The organism is Micromonospora sp. DT44 (assembly GCF_049841635.1).
In the GTDB taxonomy this organism is placed as follows: Bacteria; Actinomycetota; Actinomycetes; order Mycobacteriales; family Micromonosporaceae; genus Micromonospora.
The window spans coordinates 16983-40646 of sequence record NZ_JBNCKS010000057.1 but is presented as its reverse complement, the minus strand read 5'-3'; the positions used below and the strand labels follow the sequence as shown (position 1 = coordinate 40646).

The window sequence follows — 23664 nt, the reverse complement described above, 5'->3', positions numbered from 1 at the left end:
CCTGGTCGCCCACAACTGGAACAGCTAAGAACCACCGATGGCCGGCACCCCGACAACGGGTGCCGGCCATCGCCGTATCCGCGGATCGCGTCAGTGGTGGTGATTGCGGACGATGTCGATCAACGCCGCCACCAGCGCGAGCGCGATGATGCCCGTGGCGAGCAGCAGCGACTTCTCGAAAGCTCCTGTCCAGTCGCCGTGACTGTCGGCCAGCGAGGAGAAGAACATCGAGCCGACCGCGGCGATGCCGGCGGCGGCGCCGATCCGCTGACCGGTCTGGAGCATTCCCGCTCCGCTGCCCGCCTGGGGGACGGGCACCTGGGCGAGGGTGAGCGTCTGGTTGGGGGCGATGACGAGGCCGCTGCCGATGCCGGCGACGAGCAGCGGACCGGCGGTGACCCAGGGCGCCGGGGAGTGCGGCGCGAGGTGCAGGGCGAGCACGGTGGCAGCCAGCCCGATCACCACGGCGAGCAGGCCGATGGCGACCAGGGGTCGGCCGAACCGGTTGACAATGCGTCCTCCGAGAGCGGACGCGGCGGCGGACCCGAGCGCGAACGGCGTGATGGCGAGACCGGCGACGAGCGCGCTGTAGCCGAGCCCGTTCTGCAGGAACAGCGTGAAGATGAAGAAGATCGCGGTGAAGCCGCCGAAGTAGATGAGCGCGATGAGCGACCCGAGTGTGTACGACTGGAAAGTGAACAGGCGCAAATCGAACAGCGGTTCGCGGTGTCGCGCGTACCACCGTTCCCACAGGCCGAAGGCGACCAGCACCGCGAGGCCGGCCGGGATGAGTGCCCACTTCCACGGCGTACGCCACTGCTGCTCCTGCACGAGGGGCAGCAGGACCAGCACCACGCCGACGCCGAGCAGCAGCACACCGACCGGGTCGAGTCGACGGCGGCCGGGTTGCCCGTCGGGCCGACCGGGTAGCAGCCGCCAACCCAGGATCACCGCGACGATGCCGACCGGCACGTTGACGAAGAAGACCCACCGCCATCCGTGCTCCTCACCGCCGAGGGCGATGAGCAGGCCGCCGAGCAGTGGCCCGATGGCGGTGGAGATGCCGATGGTCGCGCCGAGCAGCCCGAACGGGCGGGCCCGCTCCGGCCCCCGGAACAACTGTTGGATCAGCCCGATCACCTGTGGGTTGATGATGCCGGCGGCGGCGCCCTGGAGCAGTCGGGCGGCGACCAGCCAGGTGGGTGAGGTCGCCAGGCCGGCGAGCGCGCTGGTCAGGGTGAACAACGCGATCCCGAAGACGAACGCGTTACGCCGACCTCGGAAGTCTCCGAAGCGGCCGGCCGGTACGAGCACCAGACCGAAGGTGAGCGCGTACCCGGAGAGGACCCACTGCAGGTCGCTCGGGGAGGCGTTCAGCGCGCGGTCGATGGACGGCACCGCGACGTTGACGATGCTCACGTCGAGCAGCGTCATGAACGCGGCGACCAGTCCGACGCCGACGGCCTGCCAGCGTCGGCGGTTCTCGGCCGCGTCGACCGGCTGCGGCTCGCGCGCCGCGTTCATCGTGCCCCCCGTTGACGGTCGATCATGCATTCCTGACCGCTACCCCGACCAGCGGGGGCGAACCGTCCAGGGTCACGCCATCTGACGGGCGCAGAACCGGGGGCCGAAGTCGAGGCCGGCCATCGGCGAGTCCTCGCGGTGCAGCAGACCCTTTTCGGTGAGCTGGTGCAGCGGAGTGTGCACCTGCTCCTCGGTCAGCCCGGATCCTTCGGCGATCAGATCCGGATAGGGCACCTGGCCGCGTGCTTCGAGCGTGGTGACCGCCTCGTACACCCGCTGCTCGACCTCTGACAGCTCCATCCGCTGCATGATTTCCTCCTTCGACCACCCGCCGGACGCGGACGGTTGCGCAGCATCGGTTACCCCCTGCCCGACCGAAGATGCCCACCCGTTCGGGCGGTGCAGGGCGGGCACGCCCTACGCTGCGATGGTGATCGTCTGGGATCTGGTCGTCGTCGGCGCGGGCCCCGCCGGGCTCTCCGCGGCACACGCCGCGGCCCGCGCGGGCGTTCGTACCCTGGTTGTCGAGCGGGCCACGCACCCGCGCTACAAGACCTGCGGGGGCGGCCTCATCGGCACCTCCCTGGCCGCCGTGCGGGAACGGATCGAGGTGCCGGCGCACGACCGGGTCGACCGGGTGACGTTCACCCGCGACGGCCGGCGGGAGTTCACCCGCCGCAACGGCAGCCCGGTGGTGACCATGGTGCGCCGGGAGGAGTTCGACGACCGCCTGCGCGCGGCGGCGGTCGCCGCCGGCGCGCAGCTGCGTGAGCAGGTCGCGGTCCGCGCCATCGAGCAGGATCCCGAGGGGGTACGCCTGCGACTGGCCGACGGTACGACCCTGGCGGCCCGCACGGTGATCGGCGCGGACGGCTCGTCGGGGGTGACCGCCCGGCACGTGGGGGTGCGCTACCGCCAGGTGGATCTGGGGCTGGAGCTGGAGATCCCGGTGCCGCCCGCCGAGCAGGAGCGTTGGCGTGGGCGACTGTTGCTGGACTGGGGGGCGATGCCGGGCTCGTACGCCTGGGTGTTCCCGAAGGGCGACCGGTTGACGGTCGGCGTGATCGCGGGCCGGGGCGCGGGGGAGGGGACACGTGCGTACCTGCGGCAGTTCGTCGACCGGTTGGGTCTGACCGGGCTGCCGGCGGCGCACGATTCGGGTCACCTGACGCGGTGTCGCGAGGAGGACTCGCCGTTGCGCAACGGACGGGTGCTCGTCGTGGGGGACGCGGCCGGGCTGTTGGAGCCGTGGAGCCGTGAGGGGATCAGCTTCGCCCTGCGCTCCGGCGAGCTGGCCGGGGCGGCGGTTGCCGCCGGGGATCTGGCCGGGTACGAGCGGGCGGTCGCCGAGCGCCTGACGCCCGAGATGCGGGCGGGGTTCCGGTTGCTCGACCTGTTCACCCGTCGCCCGGAGGTGTTCCACGGGCTGTTGGCGACCCCGCCGGGCTGGCGGATGTTCGTGCGCTTCTGTCAGGGGCAGGCGAGCTTCGACGACATGCTGCGCCGCCCACCGATCCGGGCGGCCCTCGCCGTACTGGACCGGCTACCAACCCCGCGCCGCCCGCCCGTCCCTTCGTAAGCGCCGCCCCGCGCCGCCCCCGGCCCGCGCCGATCTTGCGGTTTCTGCGGCGACAATCCACGCGAATCTGAACACCTCGCCAACCGTTAGTGGAAGATCGGCGGGAGCTGCCGGGCTCCGTGGCTCATGGACCAGGATCCTAGGATGCTTTACAGGGTGTGTCGGTGTCCATCCAACGTCGACGAGCTGTCAGCCAACGGACCGATGCGCCGAGGACCGGCCGTTGGACAATGACAAAGGAGTAGGGGGTGCCGATGGTCGAGCAACCGTTCACCGACGACGAGTACGCGTTCCTGCGCCACATCCGGTTCGGGGAGTTGCCACCCCCGGTCCGTCCGGAGGACCAGGTCGCGCTGACCGAGACCGATCCCGGGCGGGACCGGCCGGAGAACGCCGAGGACCCGGTCCGCTGGAACGTGCAGGGCTGAACATACGCGGACGGGCCGCGGGTGTCGTCACCCACGGCCCGCCGTCACGCCACGGTCAGAAGACCGGCACCCCCTCGCGGACGAGACGCCAGTTGGGCTGGAAGAAGTCGTCCGGGTTGATGGTCCCCTTGGCCTGGGCCCAGTCGATGAGCAGCTGGCGGATCTCCTGCTGCGCGTTGTAGACCTGGGTCTTCACGATGCCGGGGAAGTTGCCGCCGCCGCTGCGCCGGTAGTTGTTCACCGCCACCACGAACTGCGCGTCGTCCGCGACCGGGGTGTCGGTGCCGGGCAGCACCAGTCGGGTGACGCGCTGGCCGACCGGCTTGGAGATGTCGATGTCGTAGTCCAGGCCGGAGATCACGTCGTAGTTGTAGTCCGGCACGGCCGGGTCGCTGATCTGCTCCGGGTCGACCGGAGCGCCCGGCGCGAGGGTGCGGAAGAACTTCGCCGAGTACTCCAGGTATGCGCGTACCTCGGCGCCGCTGAGCACGACGGCTTCGAGGGTGTTGTCGTACACGTACAGGCCGGCCACGTCGCGGATCTTGACGTCTCCGGCGGGGAAGACGGCGGTACGGCTGAACGGCGCCGCGATCGACAGTACCGGCAGGTCCGCGTACGCGGTGCCGGTCAGCGCCGCGCCGACCACCTCGGTCTGCACGTGGTTGATGAAGTCGAGGATCGGGGTGTCCTTGTACCGGGACTCCGCCGCCGACAGCTCCACGGTGGACGTGGCGACCACCTGGTTGACGTACGCCACGATCTTGGCGTGCTGGGCCCGGACGGCCGCGAGCACCTTCGGGTCCTCGACGACCGTGTTGGTGTTCAGCATGGTGGCGGCCTTCTTGGTGATGGTCCAACGGCCACGCTCGCGGGTGAGAGTGAAGTCCATCCGGGTGAGCCGCTGGCCCCACTTGGACGGCTCGGAGAGCAGCACCTGCGTGCCGGTCCGCTCGTTGGTGACGAACCGCTCGACGACCTCGTTGTGGGCGTGCCCGAAGAGGATCGCGTCGATCCCGGGCACCTGCTGGGCGATCAGCGCCATCGGGTTCTCGTTGGGCAGCTCGGGGCCGTAGCTGGAGGTGCCGCTGTCGCCGCCGTGGGCGGAGATCAGCACGATGTCCGCGCCGCGGGCCCGCATGATCGGCACCCACTTCGCGGCGGTCGCGATCATGTCGTCGAAGCGCAGCTTGCCCTCGACGTTGCCCCGGTCCCAGATGGCGACGCCCGGGTTGGTCAGGCCGAGGATGCCGACCCGCAGGGTCGGCGCGGCGAAGCCGAGGGAGACCTTCTTGATGACGTACGGCAGGAAGGCCGGCTTGCCCGTCTTCGCGTTGACCGCGTTCGCGGCGAGGGCCGGGAAGCCGAGCTGGCGGATCCACAGGTCCAACAGCGGCAGGCCGTAGTTGAACTCGTGGTTGCCCAGGGTCACGGCGTCGTAGTCGATGACGTTCATCGCCCGGGCCATCGGGTGCTTCTCGCCGGTGGCCGTGATGGGCTCCTGCTTGGCGTAGTACGTCGCCAGGGGAGTGCCCTGGATGGTGTCGCCGGCGTCGAGCACGAGCGTGGCCTTGCCGCGCCGCTCGCGGCGGATCTGGTTGATCAGGGTGGCCAGCTTCGCGACGCCGACGTCGTTGTGCTTGCTGTCGTCGTACTCGGCGTCCCGGTAGTAGTCCCAGTTGTAGACGTTGCCGTGGGTGTCCGACGTGCCCAGCAGCGTGAGGTCCCAGGTGCGCGGCCCGGAGGGGCGGGCCGCCTGGGCGGGGGTGGCGGCGATCAGCGGGGCGGTCGCCGCCGCGGCGGCGACCGCGAGCACCTGGCGACGCGACGGACCGGAACCAGGGGTCATGACATGCCCTTCGATGGGGGTTGACGCGCCTCGTGAGCGCCTCGCGCACCATAACGAGCCCCTGTCACTCCCGCCACGTGAGCCCCGGTTTCCGCAGGACGACGCCGGGTAGGGCGAGATCCTGGGGTCACCGGCGGCCGACCGACGGAGTGACGCCGAGGACCGGGTCTCAACGGGGCCAGGCGGTGAAGCGTCGGCGTACCCGCGCGACGTCATCCGGGCTCAGGCCGTAGCGGCCGAAACGGGTGTCGGACAGCCGGTCGAGGTAGCGTCCGGCGGCGCGGACGTCGTCCGGGTCGAGCGCGGGGTCGACCTGCCGGGCCAGCACCAGCAGTTGCGTCACGTCGTAGTGCTCGAGCGCCGCCGCGACGTCGATGAAGTCGCGGACCTCCCGCCGGTTGACCAGTGCCGCGATCTTGTTGGCGACCAGGTCGCGGACGTCCATCACCGGGCCGAGATCCATCACCACCGGGCTCTGCTGTCGATCGAGTCGGGCCAGGCTGAGCCGGATCTGCCGTCCGTCGCGGCTCACCACGAAGTCCTTCATGTCCCGGCCGTACCCGTCGAACAGGTCGGCCAGGTCGCTGTCCGGGTCGGCGTCGGTGACGGTGAACCCGGCGCGCTCCAGCGCGGCGCGTACCCCGGCGGAGGCCGCGGCGGCGGCGCCCTCCACGTCGGCGAAGAGGTCCACGTCCTCGGTGGGCCGGGCCACCAGGCCGTGCGCGGCCCAGGCCACCCCGCCGCCGAGCACGAACCGGTACGGCCCGGCGGCGGTCAACGCCACCCGGGCCACCTCCCGGTAGAAGTCGTGCAGGTGTGGTGCGATCACGCCGCGCGCAGGCCGCGGTGCCGGCTCTCCCAGGCCAGGCGGACGCCCCGGGGCAGGTTGAGCAGCCGCCACACCCGCCGCAGCGTGCGCCCGTTGATGAGGGTGCGCAGGTCGTCGGCGCTGGCCGTCTCGCGCAGCACGTTCTCGTACATCCAGAGGAGCTGGTCGGGGTCGCCGAGGTCGAAGGTGCGCTCGGCGTTCCACATCAACCGCACCGGCAGTTCGACGACGCCCCGGGTGGGGCCGGCCAGCTCGGTGAGCGTGCGTGCCACGACGGCCGGGCGACCCGGGCGGGCCAGGAAGGCCACGCCGGTCGCGGAGGGCGAGACGGCCTGCATGGTGTCAGGGTAACTCCCGTCGGTGCGGGTGTCGCCAAGGTACGTCCGGACGCGCGGTCGGTGCGGGGTGATGAGTTCTCGTGCCCGGACCCGTCATAGGTGTGCTGGGACACGACGAGACGGGAGCATGACGTGATGGGTACGGACACGCGGAGCGAGGGCGCGGGCGCTCTGGCCGAGGCCGACGAGACCACCTTCGCGGGGTTGGCGCAGCGGCACCGGCGGGAGTTGCATGTGCACTGCTACCGGATGCTCGGGTCGTTCGAGGACGCCGAGGACACCGTGCAGGAGACGTTCCTGCGGGCCTGGCGGCGGCGGGAGACGTTCGAGGGCCGGTCGACGGTGCGGGCCTGGTTGTACCGGATCGCCACGAACGCCTGCCTGGACCTGTTGGCCAGGTGCCGCCCGGAGCCGGCCCGGGGTGGTGAGGTGCGGTGGTTGCAGCCGTACCCGGACCGGCTGCTCGACGAGTTGCCGGCGGGCGACGCGGACGAGCCGGAGGCGGTCGCTGTCGCGCGGGAGACGATCGAGTTGGCGTACGTGGTGGCGGTCCAGCACCTCTCGCCGCGCCCCCGGGCCGTGTTGATCCTGCGGGACGTGCTCGGCTGGCCCGCGAAGGACGTCGCCGAGCTGCTCGGGGATTCGGTCAACTCGGTGAACAGCGCCCTGCAGCGGGCCCGGGCCGGCATGCGCGAGCACCTGCCCGCCGAGCGGCAGGACTGGACCAGCGGTGAGCAGGACGTCGGAACGCGTGAGCTGGTGCGGCACTTCACCGAGGCGAGCGTCGCCACGGACATCGGCCGGCTCACCGCGATGTTGCGCGCGGACGTGCGCTGTTCGATGCCGCCGACGCCGGGTCTGCGGGTGGGCCGGGACGCGGTGGTGAACGACTGGATCGCGGACGGTTTCGACGGGATGACGGGCCTGCGCGGCGTCGCCACCTCGGTGAACCGGCAGCCCGCCGTCGCGTTCTACCACTGGCGGGAGGCGGAGGGCGCGTACCTGCCGTTGACCGTCGACGTCCTGCGCGTCACCGGCGGGGTGATCACCGAGGTCGTCACCTTCGATGACGACCAGTTCGCGCGGCTGGGGTTACCGGATCGCCTGTCGGCGGGCGGTGCGCGGTGAGCGTCTCGGTCCCGACCCATCCCAACCATGGGCTCCTCGGGCTCGCCGGTGTCGGCCTGGCCGCCACCGTCGCGGCGATGGTCACGACCACTCTCGCGGCCGCGCTCGCCGGGGCCGCCGGTGTCGACTTCGAGATCCCCGAGGGTGGCGAGGCGATCCCGTTGGCCGGGTTCTCGGTCGTGACCGGCGTCTTCTCGGTCGTGGGTGTCGTTCTCGCCGTCGTACTCGGTCGGTTCAGCGCGCGTCCCGCCGACCGGTTCCTGTGGACGGCCGTGGCGCTGACCGCGATCTCGCTGGTCCCGCCCTTTGTCTGCGGGGCCGCGTCCGCCACCGCCGCCGCCCTGGTCGTGCTGCACCTCGTCGCCGCGGCGGTGATGGTCCCGGCGCTGACGTGGCGCCTGGGCCGGTTGGACCATTCCCGCGACGGACGGATGCTCGATTAGCGAAGACTCCTCATCTGACCTATGTTCGGGAGGTCGCTCGCTCGCGAGCTCACGGGCAGGGAGGTGTCGGGGATGGGTCTACGGACGTTCATCGAGGGTTGGCCGGTGTATCGCCAGCTCACCGGCACGGACCCGTTGGGTCGGGGCGCCGCGGCGAAGTCGGCGCGGTCGGCCGCTCTGACCGCCCGCACCGAGACCGCTGAGAGTGTGGCGCGGTCGGTGTGTCCGTACTGCGCGGTGGGGTGTGGTCAGCGGGTGTTCGTCGCGGATGGCCAGGTCACGCAGATCGAGGGTGATCCGGACAGTCCGATCTCGCGGGGCCGGTTGTGTCCCAAGGGTGCGGCCAGCAAGAGCCTCGTGACGAGTCCGCTGCGCCAGACGACGGTCCGTTACCGCCGGCCCTACTCGACGCAGTGGGAAGACCTCGACCTCGACACGGCCGTCGACATGATCGCCGATCGGATCCTCGCGGCCCGTGCGGAGACCTGGGAGGACCGCGACGCCGAGGGCCGGCCGCTCAACCGGACGCTGGGGATCTCCAGTCTGGGTGGGGCGACGCTGGACAACGAGGAGAACTACCTCATCAAGAAGTTGTTCACCGCGATGGGGGCGTTGCAGATCGAGAACCAGGCGCGTATTTGACACTCCGCCACCGTCCCCGGTCTGGGGGCCAGCTTCGGTCGTGGCGGTGCGACGGACTTCCAGCAGGACATCGCCAACGCTGACGTCATCGTCATCCAGGGCTCCAACATGGCCGAAGCACATCCGGTCGGGTTCCAGTGGGTGATGGAGGCCAAGCGTCGCGGCGCGAAGGTGTTCCACGTCGACCCGCGGTTCACCCGGACCAGCGCGGTGGCGGACTCGTACCTGCCGATTCGGGCGGGGACGGACATCGCGCTGCTGGGTGGGGTGATCCGCTACATCCTCGACAACGAGCTGGACTTCCGCGAGTACGTCCTCGCCTACACCAACGCGGCGACGATCGTCAGCGACCGGTTCAGCGACACCGAGGACGGCGACGGGTTCTTCTCCGGCTTCGATCCCGAGACCGGCAGCTACGTGCAGGACAGCTGGCAGTACGAGGGGCACGAGGACTCCTCGGGCAGTGGACACACCGCGAAGGAGCGGGACACCGCGGCCGGGTTGGAGCACGAGTCGCACGGCGCGGGGGTGGGTGGGCAGACCCAGCGGGACGAGACGTTGCAGCACCCCCGCTGCGTCTACCAGATCCTCAAGCGGCACTACGCCCGCTACACGCCGGAGATGGTGGAGCGGGTCTGCGGCATCCCGCAGGACAAGTTCCTGGAACTGGCCCGGGAGTGGACCGCGAACTCCGGCCGGGAACGCACCGGGATGCTCATCTACTCGGTGGGCTGGACGCAGCACAGCGTGGGTGTGCAGTACATCCGCGCCGGGGCGATCATCCAGCTCCTGCTGGGCAACATGGGTCGGCCCGGGGGCGGGGTCATGGCGCTGCGCGGGCACGCCAGCATCCAGGGCTCCACGGACATCCCGACCCTGTTCAACCTGCTGCCCGGCTACCTGCCCATGCCCCACCACGCCGACCACCCCACCTTCGAGGAGTGGGTGGACAGCATCCGGCACCCCGGGCAGAAGGGCTTCTGGGGCAATGCCCGGTCGTTCGCGGCCAGCCTGCTCAAGGCGTACTGGGGGGACGCCGCGACGCCGGAGAACGACTTCGGCTACGGCTACCTGCCCCGGATGACCGGGGACCACGGCACCTACCAGCAGGTCCTCAACATGATCGACGGGAAGACCAAGGGGTACTTCCTGCTCGGCCAGAACCCGGCCGTCGGGTCCGCGCACGGCCGGGCGCAGCGGCTCGGCATGGCGAACCTCGACTGGCTCGTCGTGCGGGACCTGTTCATGATCGAGAGCGCGACCTTCTGGAAGAACGGCCCCGAGGTGGCCACCGGCGAGATCGTGCCCGAGGAGTGCCGCACCGAGGTCTTCTTCCTGCCGGCCGCGTCGCACGTGGAGAAGGAGGGCACCTTCACGCAGACCCAGCGCCTGTTGCAGTGGCGGGAAAAGGCCGTCGAGCCGCCGGGCGACGCCCGCTCCGAGCTGTGGTTCTTCTACCACCTGGGCCGCCGGCTGCGGGAGAAGCTGGCCGGTTCGTCGCTGCCGCGCGACCGGGCGCTGCTCGACCTCACCTGGGACTACCCCACCCACGGTCCGCACGCGGAGCCCAGCGCCGAGTCGGTGCTGCGCGAGATCAACGGGTACGACGTGACCACCGGCCAACCGCTGTCCAGTTTCGCCGAGGCCCGCGATGACGGCTCCACGGCCGTCGGCTGCTGGATCTACACGGGCGTGTACGCCGACGGGGTCAATCAGGCCGCCCGCCGCAAGTCCCGACACGAGCAGGACTGGGTGGCCGCCGAGTGGGGCTGGGCGTGGCCGGCGAACCGGCGCATCCTCTACAACCGCGCCTCGGCCGACCCGGACGGCAACCCGTGGAGCGAGCGCAAGCGCTACATCTGGTGGGACCCGGACAAGGCCGAGTGGACCGGCCACGACGTGCCGGACTTCGAGAAGACCAAACCGCCGTCGTACCGGCCGCCGGCCGGCGCGTCCGGTCCGGAGGGGATCGCCGGTGACGACCCGTTCGTCATGCAGGGCGACGGCAAGGGTTGGCTGTACGCGCCCAGCGGCGTCCTGGACGGGCCGCTGCCCACCCACTACGAGCCGGTCGAGTCGCCGGTGCGCAACCCGCTCTACCGCCAGCAGGCCAACCCGACCCGCAAGTCGTACGCGCACCCGGTCAACTCGGTGAACCCGAGCCCGCCGCAGGAGCACAGCCAGGTCTTCCCGTACATCTTCACGGTCAGCCGGCTCACCGAGCACCACACCGCAGGTGGGATGAGCCGGACGGTACGACCCCTCGCCGAGTTGCAGCCGGAGATGTTCGTCGAGGTGTCGCCGGAGTTGGCCGCCGAGATCGGATTGGCGCACCTCGGGTGGGCGCACCTGGTCAGCGGTCGGGCGGTGATCGAGGCGAAGGTGCTGGTCACCGACCGGCTCACTCCGTTGCGGGTGGACGGTCGGGTCATCCACCAGGTGTGGCTGCCGTACCACTTCGGGTTCGAGGGTCTGGTGACCGGCGACTCGGCCAACGACCTGTTCGGCATCACCCTCGACCCCAACGTCCTCATCCAGGAGAGCAAGGTCGGTACCTGCGACGTACGGCCCGGCCGGCGGCCCACCGGGCCTGCCCTGCTCGACCTGGTCGCCGACTACCAGCGGCGGGCCGGGATCACCCCGGGTGGGCACCCGCCGGCCGTCACCACCGACCAGGACGGGAAGGGCAGCGGTGATTCCTGACCCGAACAGCCTCTACGGGCCGCTCGATCCGGCGCCGGACGCGGGGTACGTGGACCCGCCGGAGCGGATGGGGTTCTTCACCGATACGAGTGTGTGTATCGGGTGTAAGGCGTGTGAGGTGGCGTGCAAGGAGTGGAACGACGTCCCCGGAAGTGGTCTGGATCTGCTGGGGATGTCGTATGACAACACGGGTGCGTTGACGGCGAACTCGTGGCGGCACGTGGCGTTCGTGGAGCAGCCGCGCCCGGCGGGACATGGCAGCGCGGCGTTCGCGGGTACGCCCACCGGTACGACGGTCAGCGCGGCGTCGGCGGCGGTCGCCGCCGGCACGGCCGGGCCGACCGGCACCGAACCGGGTCTGCCGCCCGGATCGCCGTCGGCCGCCGCGCGCATGGCCGACGGCGGCGCGCAGCCGCAGTTCCTGGGTATGCCGGGTGCGCAGCCGCCGGGGCGGGGCACGGGCGCGGAGGGCCGGTCGGATTTTCGGTGGTTGATGATGTCGGATGTGTGTAAGCACTGCACGCATGCGGCTTGTTTGGATGTGTGTCCGACGGGGTCGTTGTTCCGGACGGAGTTCGGGTCGGTGGTGGTGCAGGAGGACATCTGCAACGGGTGTGGGTACTGCATTTCGGCGTGTCCGTACGGGGTGATCGATCAGCGTAAGGGTGATGGTCGGGCGTGGAAGTGCACGCTCTGCTACGACCGGTTGGGTGTGGGGATGACGCCGGCGTGTGCGCAGGCGTGTCCGACGGAGTCGATTCAGTACGGGCCCCTCGACCAGTTGCGGGAGCGGGCGGCGGTGCGGGTGGCGACGCTGCACGAGCGGGGCGTCCCCGAGGCCCGGTTGTACGGGCACGACCCGGACGACGGCGTCGGTGGTGACGGGGCGTTCTTCCTGTTGTTGGACGAGCCCGAGGTGTACGGGCTGCCACCGGACCCGGTGGTGACGACCCGGGACCTACCAGCGATGTGGAAGCGCGCCGGTCTTGCCGCGTTGACGATGGCCGCCGTCACGGTCGGCGCGTTCCTGGGTCGGCGACCGTGACTGAAGCGACGCCACCCGTGGGCGACCGGTTCCGCCGGTTCCGCGACCGACTGGCCGCCGCGAGCCTCGACCTACCGGCCCAGCGGCAGGCGGACGACGGCACCGATGTGGCCGTCCCGGCCCACGCCCACGAGGCTCGGACGCCGCAACCCCACGAGGCTCGGACGCCGCAACCCCGGGAGAACGCGGCGCGGCGCTCCCGGCGCGGTCGTCGCGGTGGAGGGGAGGAGCTGCGGGTCCCCGAGGCCGAGTTCACCTCCTACTACGGCCGGCCCGTCCTCAAGGGCCCAGTGTGGAAGTGGGACATCGCCGCGTACCTGTTCACCGGCGGTCTGGCCGCCGGCTCGTCGCTGCTGGCCGCCGGAGGTCAACTCACCCGGCGCCCGGCGCTGCGCCGGGCCGGCCGGGTCACCGCGCTGGGCGCCGTCAGCGCCAGCGCGGGCTTCCTCATCCGGGACCTGGGCCGGCCGGAGCGGTTCCACCACATGCTGCGGGTGGCGAAGCTGACCTCGCCCATGTCGGTGGGCACCTGGATCCTCAGCGCGTTCGGGCCGGCCGCCGGGTTGGCGGCGATCGCCGAGACCGCCGGCTGGCTGCCCCGGCGCGGCCCGCTCGGGTTGGTCGGTCGGGCTCTGCCCCCGGCCGGGCACGCCGCCGGGCTGGTCGCCGCCGTCACCGCGCCCGCCCTGGCGACGTACACCGGGGTCCTGCTCGCCGACACGGCGGTGCCGTCGTGGCATGAGGCGTACCCCGAGTTGCCGGTCATCTTCGCGGGCAGCGCGCTGGCCAGCGGCGCGGGCGTCGGTCTGCTCGCCGCGCCACCGTCGCAGGCCGGGCCGGCCCGCCGGATGGCGGTGGCCGGAGCGGCCCTGGAGTTGTACGGCGCGCACCGCGTGGAGACCCGCCTCGGGCTGCTCAGCGAGCCCTACCGGTCGGGTCGGCCGGGTCGGCTGTTGCGCGCCGGTCGGCTGCTGACCACCGCCGGGGTGGCTGGGGCGCTGCTGGGCCGGCGCAGCCGCGCCGTCGGGGCGTTGTCCGGGGCCGCGCTGCTGGGCGCCTCGGTCGCCACGCGGTTCGGCATCTTCTACGGCGGCGTCGCGTCCGCCCGCGACCCCCGCTACACCGTCGTGCCGCAACGCGAGCGGGTGAACGCCCGGCGGACCGAGGTGGATCCGGCGACTGACTGAGCGGTCGCACCGGCGTTGTGATCGAATGTGCGACGGAGGCGTTCAGGCGGCTGGTGCCCCTCCCGGTCTTCAAAACCGGTGTGGTCCGGGACCCGGGCCAGGCGGGTTCGATTCCCGTCCGTCTCCGCCAACGGCGGCAGGAGTGACGTGATGCGTGACGGCAGCGAGGACCCGCGACGTCGGGTGCCCCGCACCGACACCCTCCTCGCCGATCCGAAGCTGGCGGCGGCCATCGCGACCCTCGGCCGCGAGCGGGTCAAGGCCGCCGTCGTGCAGGCGCAGACGCGGGCCCGCCGTGGTGAGATCGCCCCCGACGAGGTGCGGGACGCCTCCGTCGCCGGGTTGCCCGCGCCGGGTCCCCGCGCGGTGCTCAACGCCACCGGTGTTGTGCTGCACACCAACCTGGGTCGGGCGGCGCTGTCGCCGGCCGCCGTCGCGGCGGTCGTCGGGGCCTCCGGGCACACCGACGTCGAGCTGGACCTGAGCACCGGGCGGCGGGCCCGCCGTGGCCGCGATGCCCTCGACGCGCTCGCCGCCGCCGTGCCCGACGCCGCCGCCGTGCACGTGGTCAACAACGGCGCTGCCGCGCTGGTGCTGGCGGCCACAGCGTTGGCCGCCAGCCGGGAGATCGTGGTCAGCCGCGGCGAACTCGTCGAGATCGGCGACGGCTTCCGCCTACCGGACCTGCTGGAGAGCACCGGCGCGCGACTGCGCGAGGTGGGCACCACCAACCGCACGATGCTCGACGACTACGCCGCCGCCGTCGGCCCGCAGACCGGGTTCGTGCTGAAGGTGCACCCGTCGAACTTCCAGGTCACCGGCTTCACCTCGGCCGTGCCGGTGCGCCAACTGGCCACCCTCGACGTGCCGGTGGTCGCCGACATCGGCTCCGGGCTGCTCGCACCGGATCCGCTGCTGCCCGACGAGCCGGACGCGGCCAGCACCCTGCGCGCCGGCGCGGCCCTGGTCACGGCGAGCGGCGACAAACTGCTCGGCGGCCCGCAGGCCGGCCTGCTGCTCGGCGACGCCGCGCTCGTCGAACGCCTACGCCGCCACCCGCTGGCCCGCGCGCTGCGCGTCGACAAGCTCACCCTCGCGGCGTTGGCCGCCACGCTGCACCGGCCGGACACCCCGACGCGGACCGCGCTGCACGCCGATCCGGCCGTCCTACGCCGCCGGGTGGAGCTGCTGCGCGACCGGCTCGGCGCGGACGGACGCAAGGCGGAGGTCGTGGAGGCGGTCGCAGTGGTCGGCGGTGGCGGCGCTCCCGGTGTCGAGCTGGAATCGTGGGCGCTGAGCCTGCCCGAGCGGTACGCCGTGCCGCTGCGCACCGGAGACCAGCCGGTGCTGGGTCGGGTGGTGCGGGGCCGACTCCTGCTCGACCTGCGGTGCGTCCCCGTCGACGCCGACGACACGGTCCTGGCCGCCGTGCTGCGGGTACCCGGGGACGACTGAGCATGTTCGTCGTCGCCACCGCCGGGCACGTCGACCACGGCAAGTCGACCTTGGTCCGGGCGTTGACCGGGATGGAACCCGACCGGTGGGCCGAGGAACGCCGTCGGGGCATGACCATCGACCTGGGGTTCGCCTGGACGACGTTGCCGTCCGGCGGCACGATCGCCTTCGTCGACGTACCCGGGCACGAGCGGTTCGTGCCGAACATGCTCGCGGGAGTCGGCCCGGTGCCGGCCGCGCTGATCGTGGTCGCCGCCGACGAGGGGTGGATGCCGCAGTCCGCGGAGCACCTGGCCGCGCTCGACGCGCTTGGCGTCGGGTACGGCCTGCTGGTGGTGACCCGCGCGGACCTCGCCGACCCGCGGCCGGCGACGGAGCGCGCCCGGGCCGAGATCGCGGCGAGCAGCCTCGGCCCGGTGGAGACGGTGGCGGTCAGCGGGTTGACCGGTGCCGGGCTGCCGCAGTTGCGGGCCGCGCTGGACCGGCTCGTCGCGCGGCTGCCCGACCCCGTCGCGGACGCACCCGTGCGCCTCTGGGTGGACCGCAGCTTCACCGTGCGGGGCAGCGGCACCGTCGTCACCGGAACGCTTGGCGCCGGCCGGCTGCGGGTCGGGGACACCCTGGAACTGGCCGGCGTCGACGAACCGGTCCGGGTCCGCGGCCTGCACTGCCTGGGCGAGGCCCGACCGGAGGCGTCGGCCGTGGCCCGGGTGGCGGTCAACCTGCGGGGTACGCCCCGCGACCGGCTCGGCCGCGGCGACGCGCTGCTCACCCCGGGGCGGTTCCACCGCACCGACCTCGTCGACGTCCGGCTCACCGGTGACCCGGCCGCCGACCTGCCGGCCACCCTCACCCTGCACGTCGGGTCGGCGGCCGTGCCGGTGCGGGTCCGGCCGCTCGGCGTGGACACCGTCCGGCTCCGGTTGGCCCGCCCGCTGCCGTTGCTGGTCGGCGACCGGGCGCTGCTGCGTGATCCCGGCCGTCATCACGTCGCCGGTGGCGTACGGGTCCTCGACGTCGCGCCGCCGCCACTGTCCCGCCGTGGCGCGGCGGCCGCCCGCGCGGCGGTCCTCGCCGAGCTGGACGGTCGCCCCGACCTGGCCGGCGAGCTGCGCCGCCGTCGCCTGGTCCGGGTCGGCGCGCTGCGGCGCATGGGTGTGCCGGTGCAGGCCACACCGGTGGCCGGTGACTGGCTGGCCGATCCGGGACACTGGCGGCAGCTCGGCGACCAGGTGACCGAGGAGGTCACCCGCTACGCCCGGGAGCACCCGCTGGAGGCGGGCATGCCGGTGGACGCGCTGCGGCAACGCCTCGCCCTGCCCGACCGGGCGCTGGTCGAGGCGCTGGTGCGTCCGCCGCTACGGGTGCACGGTGGCCGGATCGGCACGGCCGCCGTCGACACCCTGCCCGAGCCGGTGGCGCGGGCCGTGCAGCGCGTTCGCGCCGAGTACGCCGACCGGCCGTTTCGCGCCCCGGAGGCGGACCGTCTCGTCGAACTGGGCCTGGGGCCCCGGGAGATCGGCGCGGCGGTGCGCGCCGGCGCGCTGCTGCGGCTGGCCGACACCGTGGTGCTGCTGCCCGACGCGCTCGACGCGGCGGTCACCGTCCTCGCCGGCCTGCCCCAACCGTTCACCCTGTCGGCGGCCCGGCAGGCGCTGGACACCACCCGACGGGTGGCCGTGCCGCTGCTGGAACTGCTGGACCGGCGTGGTGCGACCCGTCGGCTGCCCGACGACGCGCGGGTCGTCGTCACCTGAGCGCGTCACCTGAGCGCGTCACCGCCAGGATCCAGGGGCGGACGGCATTGCGGTGGGCTGCGAGGGTGGATGGATGACCGAGCTGTCCCTGTCCCCGGCGCGGCCCTCTGCTCGGCGTCGCCGTGGTGCCGGGTTAAGGCCCCGGAGCATCGGCGGTCACCTAGGGTGACGCCATGGACCCTTCGGCGGTCTGGCGGGACCGGCAGCACCAGTGGCGGATCGAGGCGTACCGCGCCCCGGACCTGCGGTTCGCCATCTACGCGACGAACGGGCCCACCGAGTCGGTGCCGCTGTGGCTGTTCGGCATGACGGCGCTGGCCCGGTGGTTGATGACGCACTCCATCTCGCTGGACGACCTGGAGGTCGACTGAGCGCCGACAGCCGGAAACCGGGCCCGCGGCCGGCCGCGCTGCGGTTGAGTGACGGAAGGCGGTCGACGGGGGTGCGTGGTGGGCGGTCAGCTGGGGCAGTTGGCGCTGGTCGCCGTCCTGGTGCTGGTCAACGCCGCGCTGTCCGGTAGTGAGATGGCGTTGGTGACGCTGCGCGAGGGGCAGTTGCGACGGTTGGGTCGGCGCAGCCGGGCCGGCGAGCGGCTGGTACGGCTGTCCCGGGACCCGAACCGTTATCTGGCCACCATCCAGCTCGGCATCACCCTGGCCGGATTCCTCGCCTCGGCGGCGGCCGCCGTGTCCCTCGCCCAGCCGCTGGTCGGCCCGTTGGGTTTCCTCGGCGCGGCGGCCCGTCCGGTCGCGGTGCTGCTGGTGACGGTGGCCCTCACCTTCGTCACGCTGGTGGTGGGCGAGTTGGCGCCGAAGCGGCTGGCCATGCAGCGCGCCGAGCGGTGGGCGCTGCTCAGCGCCGGCCCACTGGACCTGCTCGCCCGGGTGTCCCGCCCGGCGGTGTGGTTGCTCAGCTCGACGACCGACGTGGCGGTCCGGCTGGCCGGCGGGAACCCACGGGCCAGCCGTGAGGAGACCACCGAGGAGGAGCTGCGGGAGATGCTGGCCACGCAGCGGGGACTGTCGGCGCAGCAGCGGGAGATCCTGACCGGCGCGTTCGACATCGCCGGTCGGACGCTGCGGGAGATCCTGGTGGCCCGGCGGGAGGTGACCACGTTGCCGGCCGACCTGCCCGCCCACGAGGGAATTCGTCTGCTCGGCGCCGCCGGCCGGTCCCGTGCTCCGGTCACCGGCCCGGGCGGCCTCGACGAGGTGGTCGGCGTGGTGCACATCCGCGACCTGGTCCGGGCCGAGACCGGCACGGTGGGGGAGCGGGCCCGGCCGCCACTACTGCTGCCGGTCACCCTGCCGGTCGCCGACGCGCTGCGCTGCCTACGTCAGGAACACCAGCAGATAGCCCTCGTCGTGGACGAGCACGGCGGCATCGACGGCATCGTCACGCTGGAGGACCTGCTGGCCGAGGTCGTCGGCGAGCTGTACGACGAGACCGACCGCGACGTGCGCGGTGTGGTCCGGGAGTCGGACGGGTCACTGCTGGTGCCCGGTGACTTCCCCCTGCACGATCTGCCCGACGTGGGGGTGCGGCTGAGCTTCCCGCTGTCCCGGGAGTACACGACGATCGCGGGGCTGGTGCTGTCCCGGTTGCGGCACCTGCCGGGGTCTCCCGGCGAGACGGTGCGGCTGCCCGGGTTGACCATCGAGGTGGTGGAGGTCGCCGACCGGGCGGTGCGGCGGGTACGGCTGCGTGGCTTCGTCACCGAGCGATGAGTGGATACCCAAAAGAGGGACAAACTGCGCGAAACGACACCGGGCGGTCGGGGCACGCCTACGGTGCGGTACGTGAAGGACCGAGGGTTACGTACGTTCGTCACCGTCCTCGCCGGCCTCGCGGTGATCTATTTCGGCAGCACCGGCCGCAGCCCCGAGGAGGGCCGTGGCATCTCCGGTGGCGTCATCGTCCTGGCGCTGCTCGCCGCGCTGCTGGTGTGGCACCTGACCCGACCGGGGGACAAGACCGTCAAGTGAGCGGCTCAGCCGGCGGCGACGCGGGCGACCTCACCGGCGGACTCCTCGCCGAGCGCCACCCGTACCAGCGCCGAGGCGAGCCGACCGAACTCCGGTTCGTCGACCAGGGAGGCCAGCCGGTCCGGTGAGCCCGGCAGGCCCAACCGCTTCGCGCCGGCGAGGGCCCGACGGTCGGCGTACGGGCGCACGTCGGACCAGACCGTCTGCGCCTCGCGCAGGTAGATGTCCGCGCCCGTGGGCCCGATGCCGGGGAACTCGGTGAGCCGGCGACGCAGCCCCGCCGGATCGCCCTGGGCGTCGCGGTGCAGCCGACGCAGGTCGCCGTGCCACCGGTCCAGACACAGCCGGGCACCGGTGCCCAGCATGGTGGCGGTGCGTTCGTCGTAGCGGCGGTAGTGACCACGCCCCAGCGCGTCGACCCGCTGCTGCCAGCTCGCCGCCTCCATCGACTGCGGGGTGCGGTAGCCGGCCGCGAACAGCTCCCGCGCCGCGTCCACCGCGACGCAGGCCCGGATCCGGGTGCTCAGCAGGGTGGCCAGCACCAGTAGCTGGTACAGCGGGCCCGGACGGTCGGCCAGCCGGATGCCGGCCTCCTCGGCGTACGTGTCGCCACGCCGGTCCAGCAGGACCCGCACCACCGCTCGATCGTCACCCACACCACCGGGGTACCCGCCGCACGCCCGGCTAGCCCTCCCGACGCCCGCCAGGACCGGAATGTGGCCGGATCCGACGGGTATGCGGCCGGTGGAGGCGGTCGATGCCGGCTGCCGTACCGGGAGGGAGACGCTCGTGGTGAACCCGCAGCAGGAGGAGTTCCGGCGTAACGCCAAGGGAGCGACCAGCCAGGACAGCAAGGGGCCCGGGCCGTCGGGTCATCCGCTCAACCGTGGCTCGTCGCGCGGGGACGCCGGCCGGCCGGTGCCCAAGGGGCAGGTGTCCCCGTACGGCCCGGCGGGTGAGCCGGTCGCCGAGGACGACAGCGACACCCGCGCCTAACGACCGTTACCTGACGGCCGTCGCAACCTGTTCCAGGTGGCGGCGGCCGTCAGCCCGTACGCCACGTGCGGAATGATGTCGGAGATCCAGTCCGAGCGCCGCCAGGTACGGGGATCGCTGATGCCCAGCACCGTGATGGACCCGTCGGTCATCGCCATGACGCCGGCGCCGAGCACACCGGTGGCCATCGGCAACGGCTGCCGTCGGCCCCCGGCGTAGAGGGCGAACGCCATGCCGGCGGCGATGCCCAGCCCGTAACCGATCAGGGGCCCGAGCCCCGAGCGGCGGGTGGCCGCCCGGGGCTCCGGTCCCAGGTCCACGTGCGCGAGGTGGGCCAGCTTGTCGACGGTCTGCTCCGGCGTACTGCTCGCCGGCCGTGCCCGCAGCGCGATGTCGAGGTAGCCGACCACGTTCAGCGCGGTGCTGCCGACCGCGCCGGCGATCGCGCCGTCGGCCAGGTCGACCCCCCTCACTTCGGGTCGCCCGGTTCGCGTTCGCTCTTGGGACCGTACGTGCGCTCACCGCGGACGACGCCCCGTTGGCCGCGATCCTCCTGCAGGATCCGGTTGGCGACCTGGTTGGCCTTGCCGTCGGGTACCCGGCGTCCGGAGTCGTCGATCGCGTTGCGCAGGCGCGCCCGCTGCTTGTCGTACGCGTTGCTGCCCGGCCGTGGTCCTGGCATCTGCTGCCTCCTTCGTCGCCGTTGGCGTACCGCGGCCGTCTACCCGTTGGGCGGCCGACCAACCCCGGGGCGTCAGCGGGGGTCGCGCACCACCTCGACCGGGCAACGGGCGTGGTGCAGCGCCGACTGGCTCACCGACCCCAGCAGCAACCCGGTCACCTCGCCGCGCCCCTGCCCCCCGACGACCAGCAGTTGGGCGTCACCGGACGCCTCGTCGAGCACGGCGCTGGCGCGTCCGCGGGTCGCCCGGTACGTCAGGCGCAACCCCGGATGACGGTCGGTCAGCCCGTGCAGCCAGCCGCCGAGCAGTCGCTCCTGCTCGCCGTGCAACCGCGCCTCGTCGTACGCCAGGGGTTGCATGTCGCCGGGACCGCCGCTGCCGGGGTGCCGGTAGGCGTGCACCGCGCGCAGCGGCACGCCGCGCGCCACCGCGGCCTCGGCGGCGACGTCGGCGGCGAGCAGCGACGCCGGTGAGCCGTCCAGCCCCACCACCACCGGGCCGTCGGGGCGTTGCTCGCCGCGGACGACCAGCACCGGGCAGTCGGCGTACGCGCTGACCTGCACCGCCACCGAGCCGACGACGAGCGCGGAGAAGCCGCCCAGTCCCCGGTCGCCGAGCACGATGAGCGCGGCGGTCGGGGACTCGCCCACCAGCACCGCGGCGGCCTCGCCGTCGATGATCTCCCCGGTGACCGTCAGCCCGGGTGTGGTCGCCTCGGCCTCGGCCACGGCGGCGGCGACCAGCTCCTGTGCCCGCTCGCGTAGCCCGGCGCCCGGCGGCGCGCCGGGCGGAGGCGCCACGGGCACTCGTAGCAGCGGCCAGATGAAACCGTGCACCGCGCGCAGCGGCCGGTGCCGGCGGACCGCCTCGGCGGCGGCCAGGCGCACGGCCCGCAGGGACGGCTGCGAGCCGTCCACGCCGACCACCACCGCCGCGCTGTCCGCCGCGTTCACCGCCCCACCCCCCGCCGGGCCAGTATCGCGGGCGTGGCGGCGCGGCGGAGCAATACCGCCGCTCGGTCACCGGTCAGTACGCTGGCGACGACCCGAGGGGAGGAGCGTCGTCGATGGGTGAACCGGACGAGCCGAGCACCGCTCGCATGATCGACTACTGGCTCGGTGGGGAGCACCACTTCGGCGTCGACGTGGCCGCCGCGACCGCCTTCGAGCAGGCGTACGGGCCGTGCGCGCCGGTCTTCGGGGAGCTGCGGGCGTTTCTCGGCCGGGCGGTGCGGGCGATCGTCGAGCAGGGCGTGGACGGGTTCCTGGTCTTCGGGGCGGGCGTGCCCACGATGGGCAACGTGCACGAGGTCGCTTCCGAGGCCACCGTGCTCTACACCGACGTCGACCCGGTGACCATCCGGCTGGGCCAGCGGATCCTCGCCGGCAGCGACCGGGCGGGCTACGGCTATGGCGACGCCACCGACATCGGTACCATCGACCCGGCCCAGCTGCACCGCTTCGTACCCGGATGGGGGCGACGGCCGGTGGGGGTGGTCTTCCTCGGGCTCGCCGCGTTCCTCGACGACGACACGCTGACGCGCACCCTCGACGAGCTGTACGCGGCGGCGGCGCCGGGCAGCCTGCTGGCCGTGGACTTCGACACCGAGGAGCTGGCCGCCCACCCGCAGGCGTTGGCGATGATGGGGCCGGCGTTCCGGATGCGACCTCCGGCGGCGTTCGCGCCGCTGCTGGGCCGGTGGACGCCGACGTCGGACGGAATCGTCCCGGTCAACCGCTGGCGGCCCGCCGACGTGCCGGTCGATGTGCCGGACGCCTTCCACGGCGTCCTGGCGACGCGCGGCGCCGACTGACCCGCGACGACGGGTCGTCCGGGGGTCTCCGTATGATGCTTGCCCTGTAGCAAGTTTTGGAGGGACGACCAAGCATGGTGGACGCGCCGGACGGGGTGTCGCGCGCGCTGCGCGAAGCCGCGCCCGACCAGTTGGCGGAGGCGGCGGACCGGGCGATCCGGGCGGCGTTGGGCGCGGTGCGCACCGACGTGTTCGTCGCCGACTACCGGATCAGCGGGCTCTGGCCCGTGCTGGACCCGGACCTGCCGGCGGCCGGAGCCCTGGCCCGGCACACCGTGGCGCAGCGCTGCTTCTCCAGCCAGCAGCCGGTGCGCGACGGTCTCGAGGACGGCGCCTGCCGGCTCTACCTGCCCCTGACGGTGTGGGGGGAGCGCCTCGGCGTGCTGCTCATCGAGCTGCCGACCGTGCCCGGCCCGGCGGTCACCGGCCGTGCCACCGACATCGCCGGTGACCTGGCGGTGGCGATGCGGGCCGCGGACCGGGAGACCGACCGGTACCGCCGGGCCCGCCGTCGGGAGCGGCTCAGCATGGCCGCCGAGATGCAGTGGGACCTGCTACCCGGACGCAGCGTGGCACACCGCTCGTTCCACCTGGCCGGGCAGTTGGAACCGGCGTACACCGTCGGCGGAGACCACTTCGACTGGTCGTTGGACGGGGAACGGCTCACGTTGACGGTGCTCAACGGCGAGGGCAACGGCCTGGCCGCGTCGCTGCTGACGGCGGTCACCGTCAACGCCATGCGCAACGCCCGCCGCTCCGACGGCGGCCTCGTGGAGCAGGCGGAGCTGGCCTCGGACACGGTCTACTACCAGCACCGGGGCCGTCGGCACGTGGCCACGTTGCTGCTGGAGCTGGACATCGCCACCGGGCGGGTACGGGCGGTCGACGCCGGTTCGCCGCACCTGTTGCGGATGCGCGGCGGGACCGTCGAGCCGATGACGCTGGATCAGCAGTTGCCGCTGGGCATGTTCGCCGAGACCCGGTACGAGTTGCAGGAGTTCCAGCTCGCGCCGGGTGACCGGGTCTTCGTGGTCAGCGACGGGGTGTGGGCGGCCGAGCCGGCGGGGCGGGAGCCGTACGGGCAGCGAATGATGGCTCGTTCGCTGCGCGCCACTCGGTTGCAGCCGGCGACCGAGGCGGTTGGTACGGTGATGCGCGAACTACACGCCTACCACGCGGATTCCGATTTGCGCGACGACGCCGTCGTCGTCTGCCTCGACTGGCATGGTCCGCGTGGGCGGGATGGCGGATGAGAGTCGCCGCCACCGTCCCGGGCGGGCACC

Annotated in this window: 24 protein-coding genes and 1 tRNA gene; 16 read left to right on the top strand and 9 right to left on the bottom strand. The window is 72.7% G+C overall.

Translation table 11 applies throughout. The features are described 5' to 3' along the window. Positions 1 to 90: 90 nt before the first annotated feature. Both ACLQ25_RS26740 and ACLQ25_RS26735 read right to left on the bottom strand, forming a co-directional pair. On the bottom strand, positions 91 to 1554 hold the full coding sequence (locus ACLQ25_RS26740) for an MFS transporter (protein ID WP_425733540.1): 1464 nt from the start codon (positions 1552 to 1554) through the stop codon (positions 91 to 93). A 42-nt stretch (positions 1555 to 1596) separates the two neighbouring features. Beyond that, positions 1597 to 1833 carry a hypothetical protein gene (locus ACLQ25_RS26735; protein ID WP_425733539.1) on the bottom strand — a complete coding sequence of 79 codons (237 nt, stop codon included), beginning with the start codon at positions 1831 to 1833 and terminating at the stop codon, positions 1597 to 1599. A gap of 121 nt (positions 1834 to 1954) precedes the next feature. Here ACLQ25_RS26735 and ACLQ25_RS26730 point away from each other — a divergent pair, with 121 nt between their 5' ends. Further along, a complete protein-coding gene (locus tag ACLQ25_RS26730; RefSeq protein WP_425733538.1) occupies positions 1955 to 3103 on the top strand; it encodes a geranylgeranyl reductase family protein in 1149 nt (382 codons plus the stop codon). Positions 3104 to 3351: 248 nt separating this feature from the next. After that, on the top strand, positions 3352 to 3531 hold the full coding sequence (locus ACLQ25_RS26725; RefSeq protein WP_425733543.1) for a hypothetical protein: 180 nt from the start codon (positions 3352 to 3354) through the stop codon (positions 3529 to 3531). A gap of 55 nt (positions 3532 to 3586) precedes the next feature. Here ACLQ25_RS26725 and ACLQ25_RS26720 read toward each other — a convergent pair whose 3' ends face one another. From ACLQ25_RS26720 to ACLQ25_RS26710, 3 genes are all read right to left on the bottom strand, one after another. Next, a complete protein-coding gene (locus tag ACLQ25_RS26720; RefSeq protein ID WP_425733537.1) occupies positions 3587 to 5377 on the bottom strand; it encodes a bifunctional metallophosphatase/5'-nucleotidase in 1791 nt (596 codons plus the stop codon). A gap of 169 nt (positions 5378 to 5546) precedes the next feature. Further along, positions 5547 to 6206, bottom strand: a complete 660-nt coding sequence (locus tag ACLQ25_RS26715; RefSeq protein ID WP_425733536.1) for a nucleotidyl transferase AbiEii/AbiGii toxin family protein — start codon at positions 6204 to 6206, stop codon at positions 5547 to 5549. Further along, complete coding sequence (locus ACLQ25_RS26710) at positions 6203 to 6544, bottom strand: hypothetical protein (RefSeq protein ID WP_425733535.1); 342 nt, start codon at positions 6542 to 6544, stop codon at positions 6203 to 6205. The genes ACLQ25_RS26715 and ACLQ25_RS26710 overlap by 4 nt, the downstream gene beginning before the upstream one ends. A 135-nt stretch (positions 6545 to 6679) precedes the next feature. Here ACLQ25_RS26710 and ACLQ25_RS26705 point away from each other — a divergent pair, with 135 nt between their 5' ends. From ACLQ25_RS26705 to ACLQ25_RS26655, 11 genes are all read left to right on the top strand, one after another. Continuing rightward, on the top strand, positions 6680 to 7672 hold the full coding sequence (locus ACLQ25_RS26705) for an RNA polymerase subunit sigma-70 (protein WP_425733534.1): 993 nt from the start codon (positions 6680 to 6682) through the stop codon (positions 7670 to 7672). Continuing rightward, positions 7669 to 8115 carry a DUF6069 family protein gene (locus ACLQ25_RS26700; protein WP_425733533.1) on the top strand — a complete coding sequence of 149 codons (447 nt, stop codon included), beginning with the start codon at positions 7669 to 7671 and terminating at the stop codon, positions 8113 to 8115. Before ACLQ25_RS26705 ends, ACLQ25_RS26700 begins: the two co-directional genes overlap by 4 nt. Before the next feature lie 72 nt (positions 8116 to 8187). Next, positions 8188 to 11460, top strand: a complete 3273-nt coding sequence (gene fdh, locus ACLQ25_RS26695) for a formate dehydrogenase (RefSeq protein WP_425733532.1) — start codon at positions 8188 to 8190, stop codon at positions 11458 to 11460. Next, positions 11453 to 12505: a 4Fe-4S dicluster domain-containing protein gene (locus ACLQ25_RS26690; protein WP_425733542.1), complete on the top strand. Its 1053-nt coding sequence runs from the start codon at positions 11453 to 11455 to the stop codon at positions 12503 to 12505. The genes fdh and ACLQ25_RS26690 overlap by 8 nt, the downstream gene beginning before the upstream one ends. Continuing rightward, positions 12502 to 13692, top strand: a complete 1191-nt coding sequence (gene nrfD / locus ACLQ25_RS26685; RefSeq protein ID WP_425733531.1) for an NrfD/PsrC family molybdoenzyme membrane anchor subunit — start codon at positions 12502 to 12504, stop codon at positions 13690 to 13692. The genes ACLQ25_RS26690 and nrfD overlap by 4 nt, the downstream gene beginning before the upstream one ends. 34 nt (positions 13693 to 13726) lie before the next feature. Further along, positions 13727 to 13822: transfer RNA gene (locus ACLQ25_RS26680), tRNA-Sec, on the top strand. 20 nt (positions 13823 to 13842) lie between these two features. Further along, on the top strand, positions 13843 to 15147 hold the full coding sequence (selA, locus tag ACLQ25_RS26675) for an L-seryl-tRNA(Sec) selenium transferase (RefSeq protein WP_425733530.1): 1305 nt from the start codon (positions 13843 to 13845) through the stop codon (positions 15145 to 15147). A gap of 2 nt (positions 15148 to 15149) precedes the next feature. Continuing rightward, the gene (gene selB, locus ACLQ25_RS26670) at positions 15150 to 16904 is read left to right on the top strand and encodes a selenocysteine-specific translation elongation factor (RefSeq protein ID WP_425733529.1); all 1755 of its coding nucleotides are present in this window, start codon (positions 15150 to 15152) and stop codon (positions 16902 to 16904) included. A 173-nt stretch (positions 16905 to 17077) separates the two neighbouring features. Next, the gene (locus ACLQ25_RS26665) at positions 17078 to 17275 is read left to right on the top strand and encodes a hypothetical protein (RefSeq protein WP_145781709.1); all 198 of its coding nucleotides are present in this window, start codon (positions 17078 to 17080) and stop codon (positions 17273 to 17275) included. Positions 17276 to 17353: 78 nt separating this feature from the next. Further along, positions 17354 to 18631 carry a hemolysin family protein gene (locus tag ACLQ25_RS26660; protein ID WP_425733528.1) on the top strand — a complete coding sequence of 426 codons (1278 nt, stop codon included), beginning with the start codon at positions 17354 to 17356 and terminating at the stop codon, positions 18629 to 18631. Positions 18632 to 18703: 72 nt separating this feature from the next. Next, positions 18704 to 18889, top strand: a complete 186-nt coding sequence (locus ACLQ25_RS26655) for a hypothetical protein (protein WP_355244916.1) — start codon at positions 18704 to 18706, stop codon at positions 18887 to 18889. 5 nt (positions 18890 to 18894) lie between these two features. Here the strand turns inward: ACLQ25_RS26655 and ACLQ25_RS26650 are convergent, their stop codons facing one another. After that, positions 18895 to 19545 carry a hypothetical protein gene (locus ACLQ25_RS26650; RefSeq protein ID WP_425733527.1) on the bottom strand — a complete coding sequence of 217 codons (651 nt, stop codon included), beginning with the start codon at positions 19543 to 19545 and terminating at the stop codon, positions 18895 to 18897. Positions 19546 to 19678: 133 nt separating this feature from the next. On the opposite strand from ACLQ25_RS26650, the gene ACLQ25_RS26645 reads away from it, so the two are divergent. Continuing rightward, a complete protein-coding gene (locus tag ACLQ25_RS26645) occupies positions 19679 to 19885 on the top strand; it encodes a hypothetical protein (protein WP_363660364.1) in 207 nt (68 codons plus the stop codon). Here the strand turns inward: ACLQ25_RS26645 and ACLQ25_RS26640 are convergent. The 3 genes from ACLQ25_RS26640 to ACLQ25_RS26630 all read right to left on the bottom strand — a co-directional run bounded on the left by ACLQ25_RS26640 (position 19882) and on the right by ACLQ25_RS26630 (position 21521). After that, entirely contained in the window at positions 19882 to 20358 is a 477-nt protein-coding gene (locus ACLQ25_RS26640) for a hypothetical protein (RefSeq protein WP_396798055.1), read from the bottom strand. The two genes, ACLQ25_RS26645 and ACLQ25_RS26640, sit on opposite strands and share 4 nt — an antisense overlap. Further along, entirely contained in the window at positions 20355 to 20567 is a 213-nt protein-coding gene (locus tag ACLQ25_RS26635; RefSeq protein WP_088948250.1) for a phosphatidylethanolamine-binding protein, read from the bottom strand. Before ACLQ25_RS26635 ends, ACLQ25_RS26640 begins: the two co-directional genes overlap by 4 nt. 72 nt (positions 20568 to 20639) lie before the next feature. After that, a complete protein-coding gene (locus tag ACLQ25_RS26630) occupies positions 20640 to 21521 on the bottom strand; it encodes a universal stress protein (RefSeq protein ID WP_425733526.1) in 882 nt (293 codons plus the stop codon). 113 nt (positions 21522 to 21634) lie between these two features. On the opposite strand from ACLQ25_RS26630, the gene ACLQ25_RS26625 reads away from it, so the two are divergent. Both ACLQ25_RS26625 and ACLQ25_RS26620 read left to right on the top strand, forming a co-directional pair. After that, entirely contained in the window at positions 21635 to 22381 is a 747-nt protein-coding gene (locus ACLQ25_RS26625) for an SAM-dependent methyltransferase (protein WP_425733525.1), read from the top strand. Between the two features lie 74 nt (positions 22382 to 22455). Beyond that, on the top strand, positions 22456 to 23634 hold the full coding sequence (locus tag ACLQ25_RS26620; RefSeq protein ID WP_425733524.1) for a PP2C family protein-serine/threonine phosphatase: 1179 nt from the start codon (positions 22456 to 22458) through the stop codon (positions 23632 to 23634). The last annotated feature ends 30 nt before the right edge of the window (positions 23635 to 23664 follow it).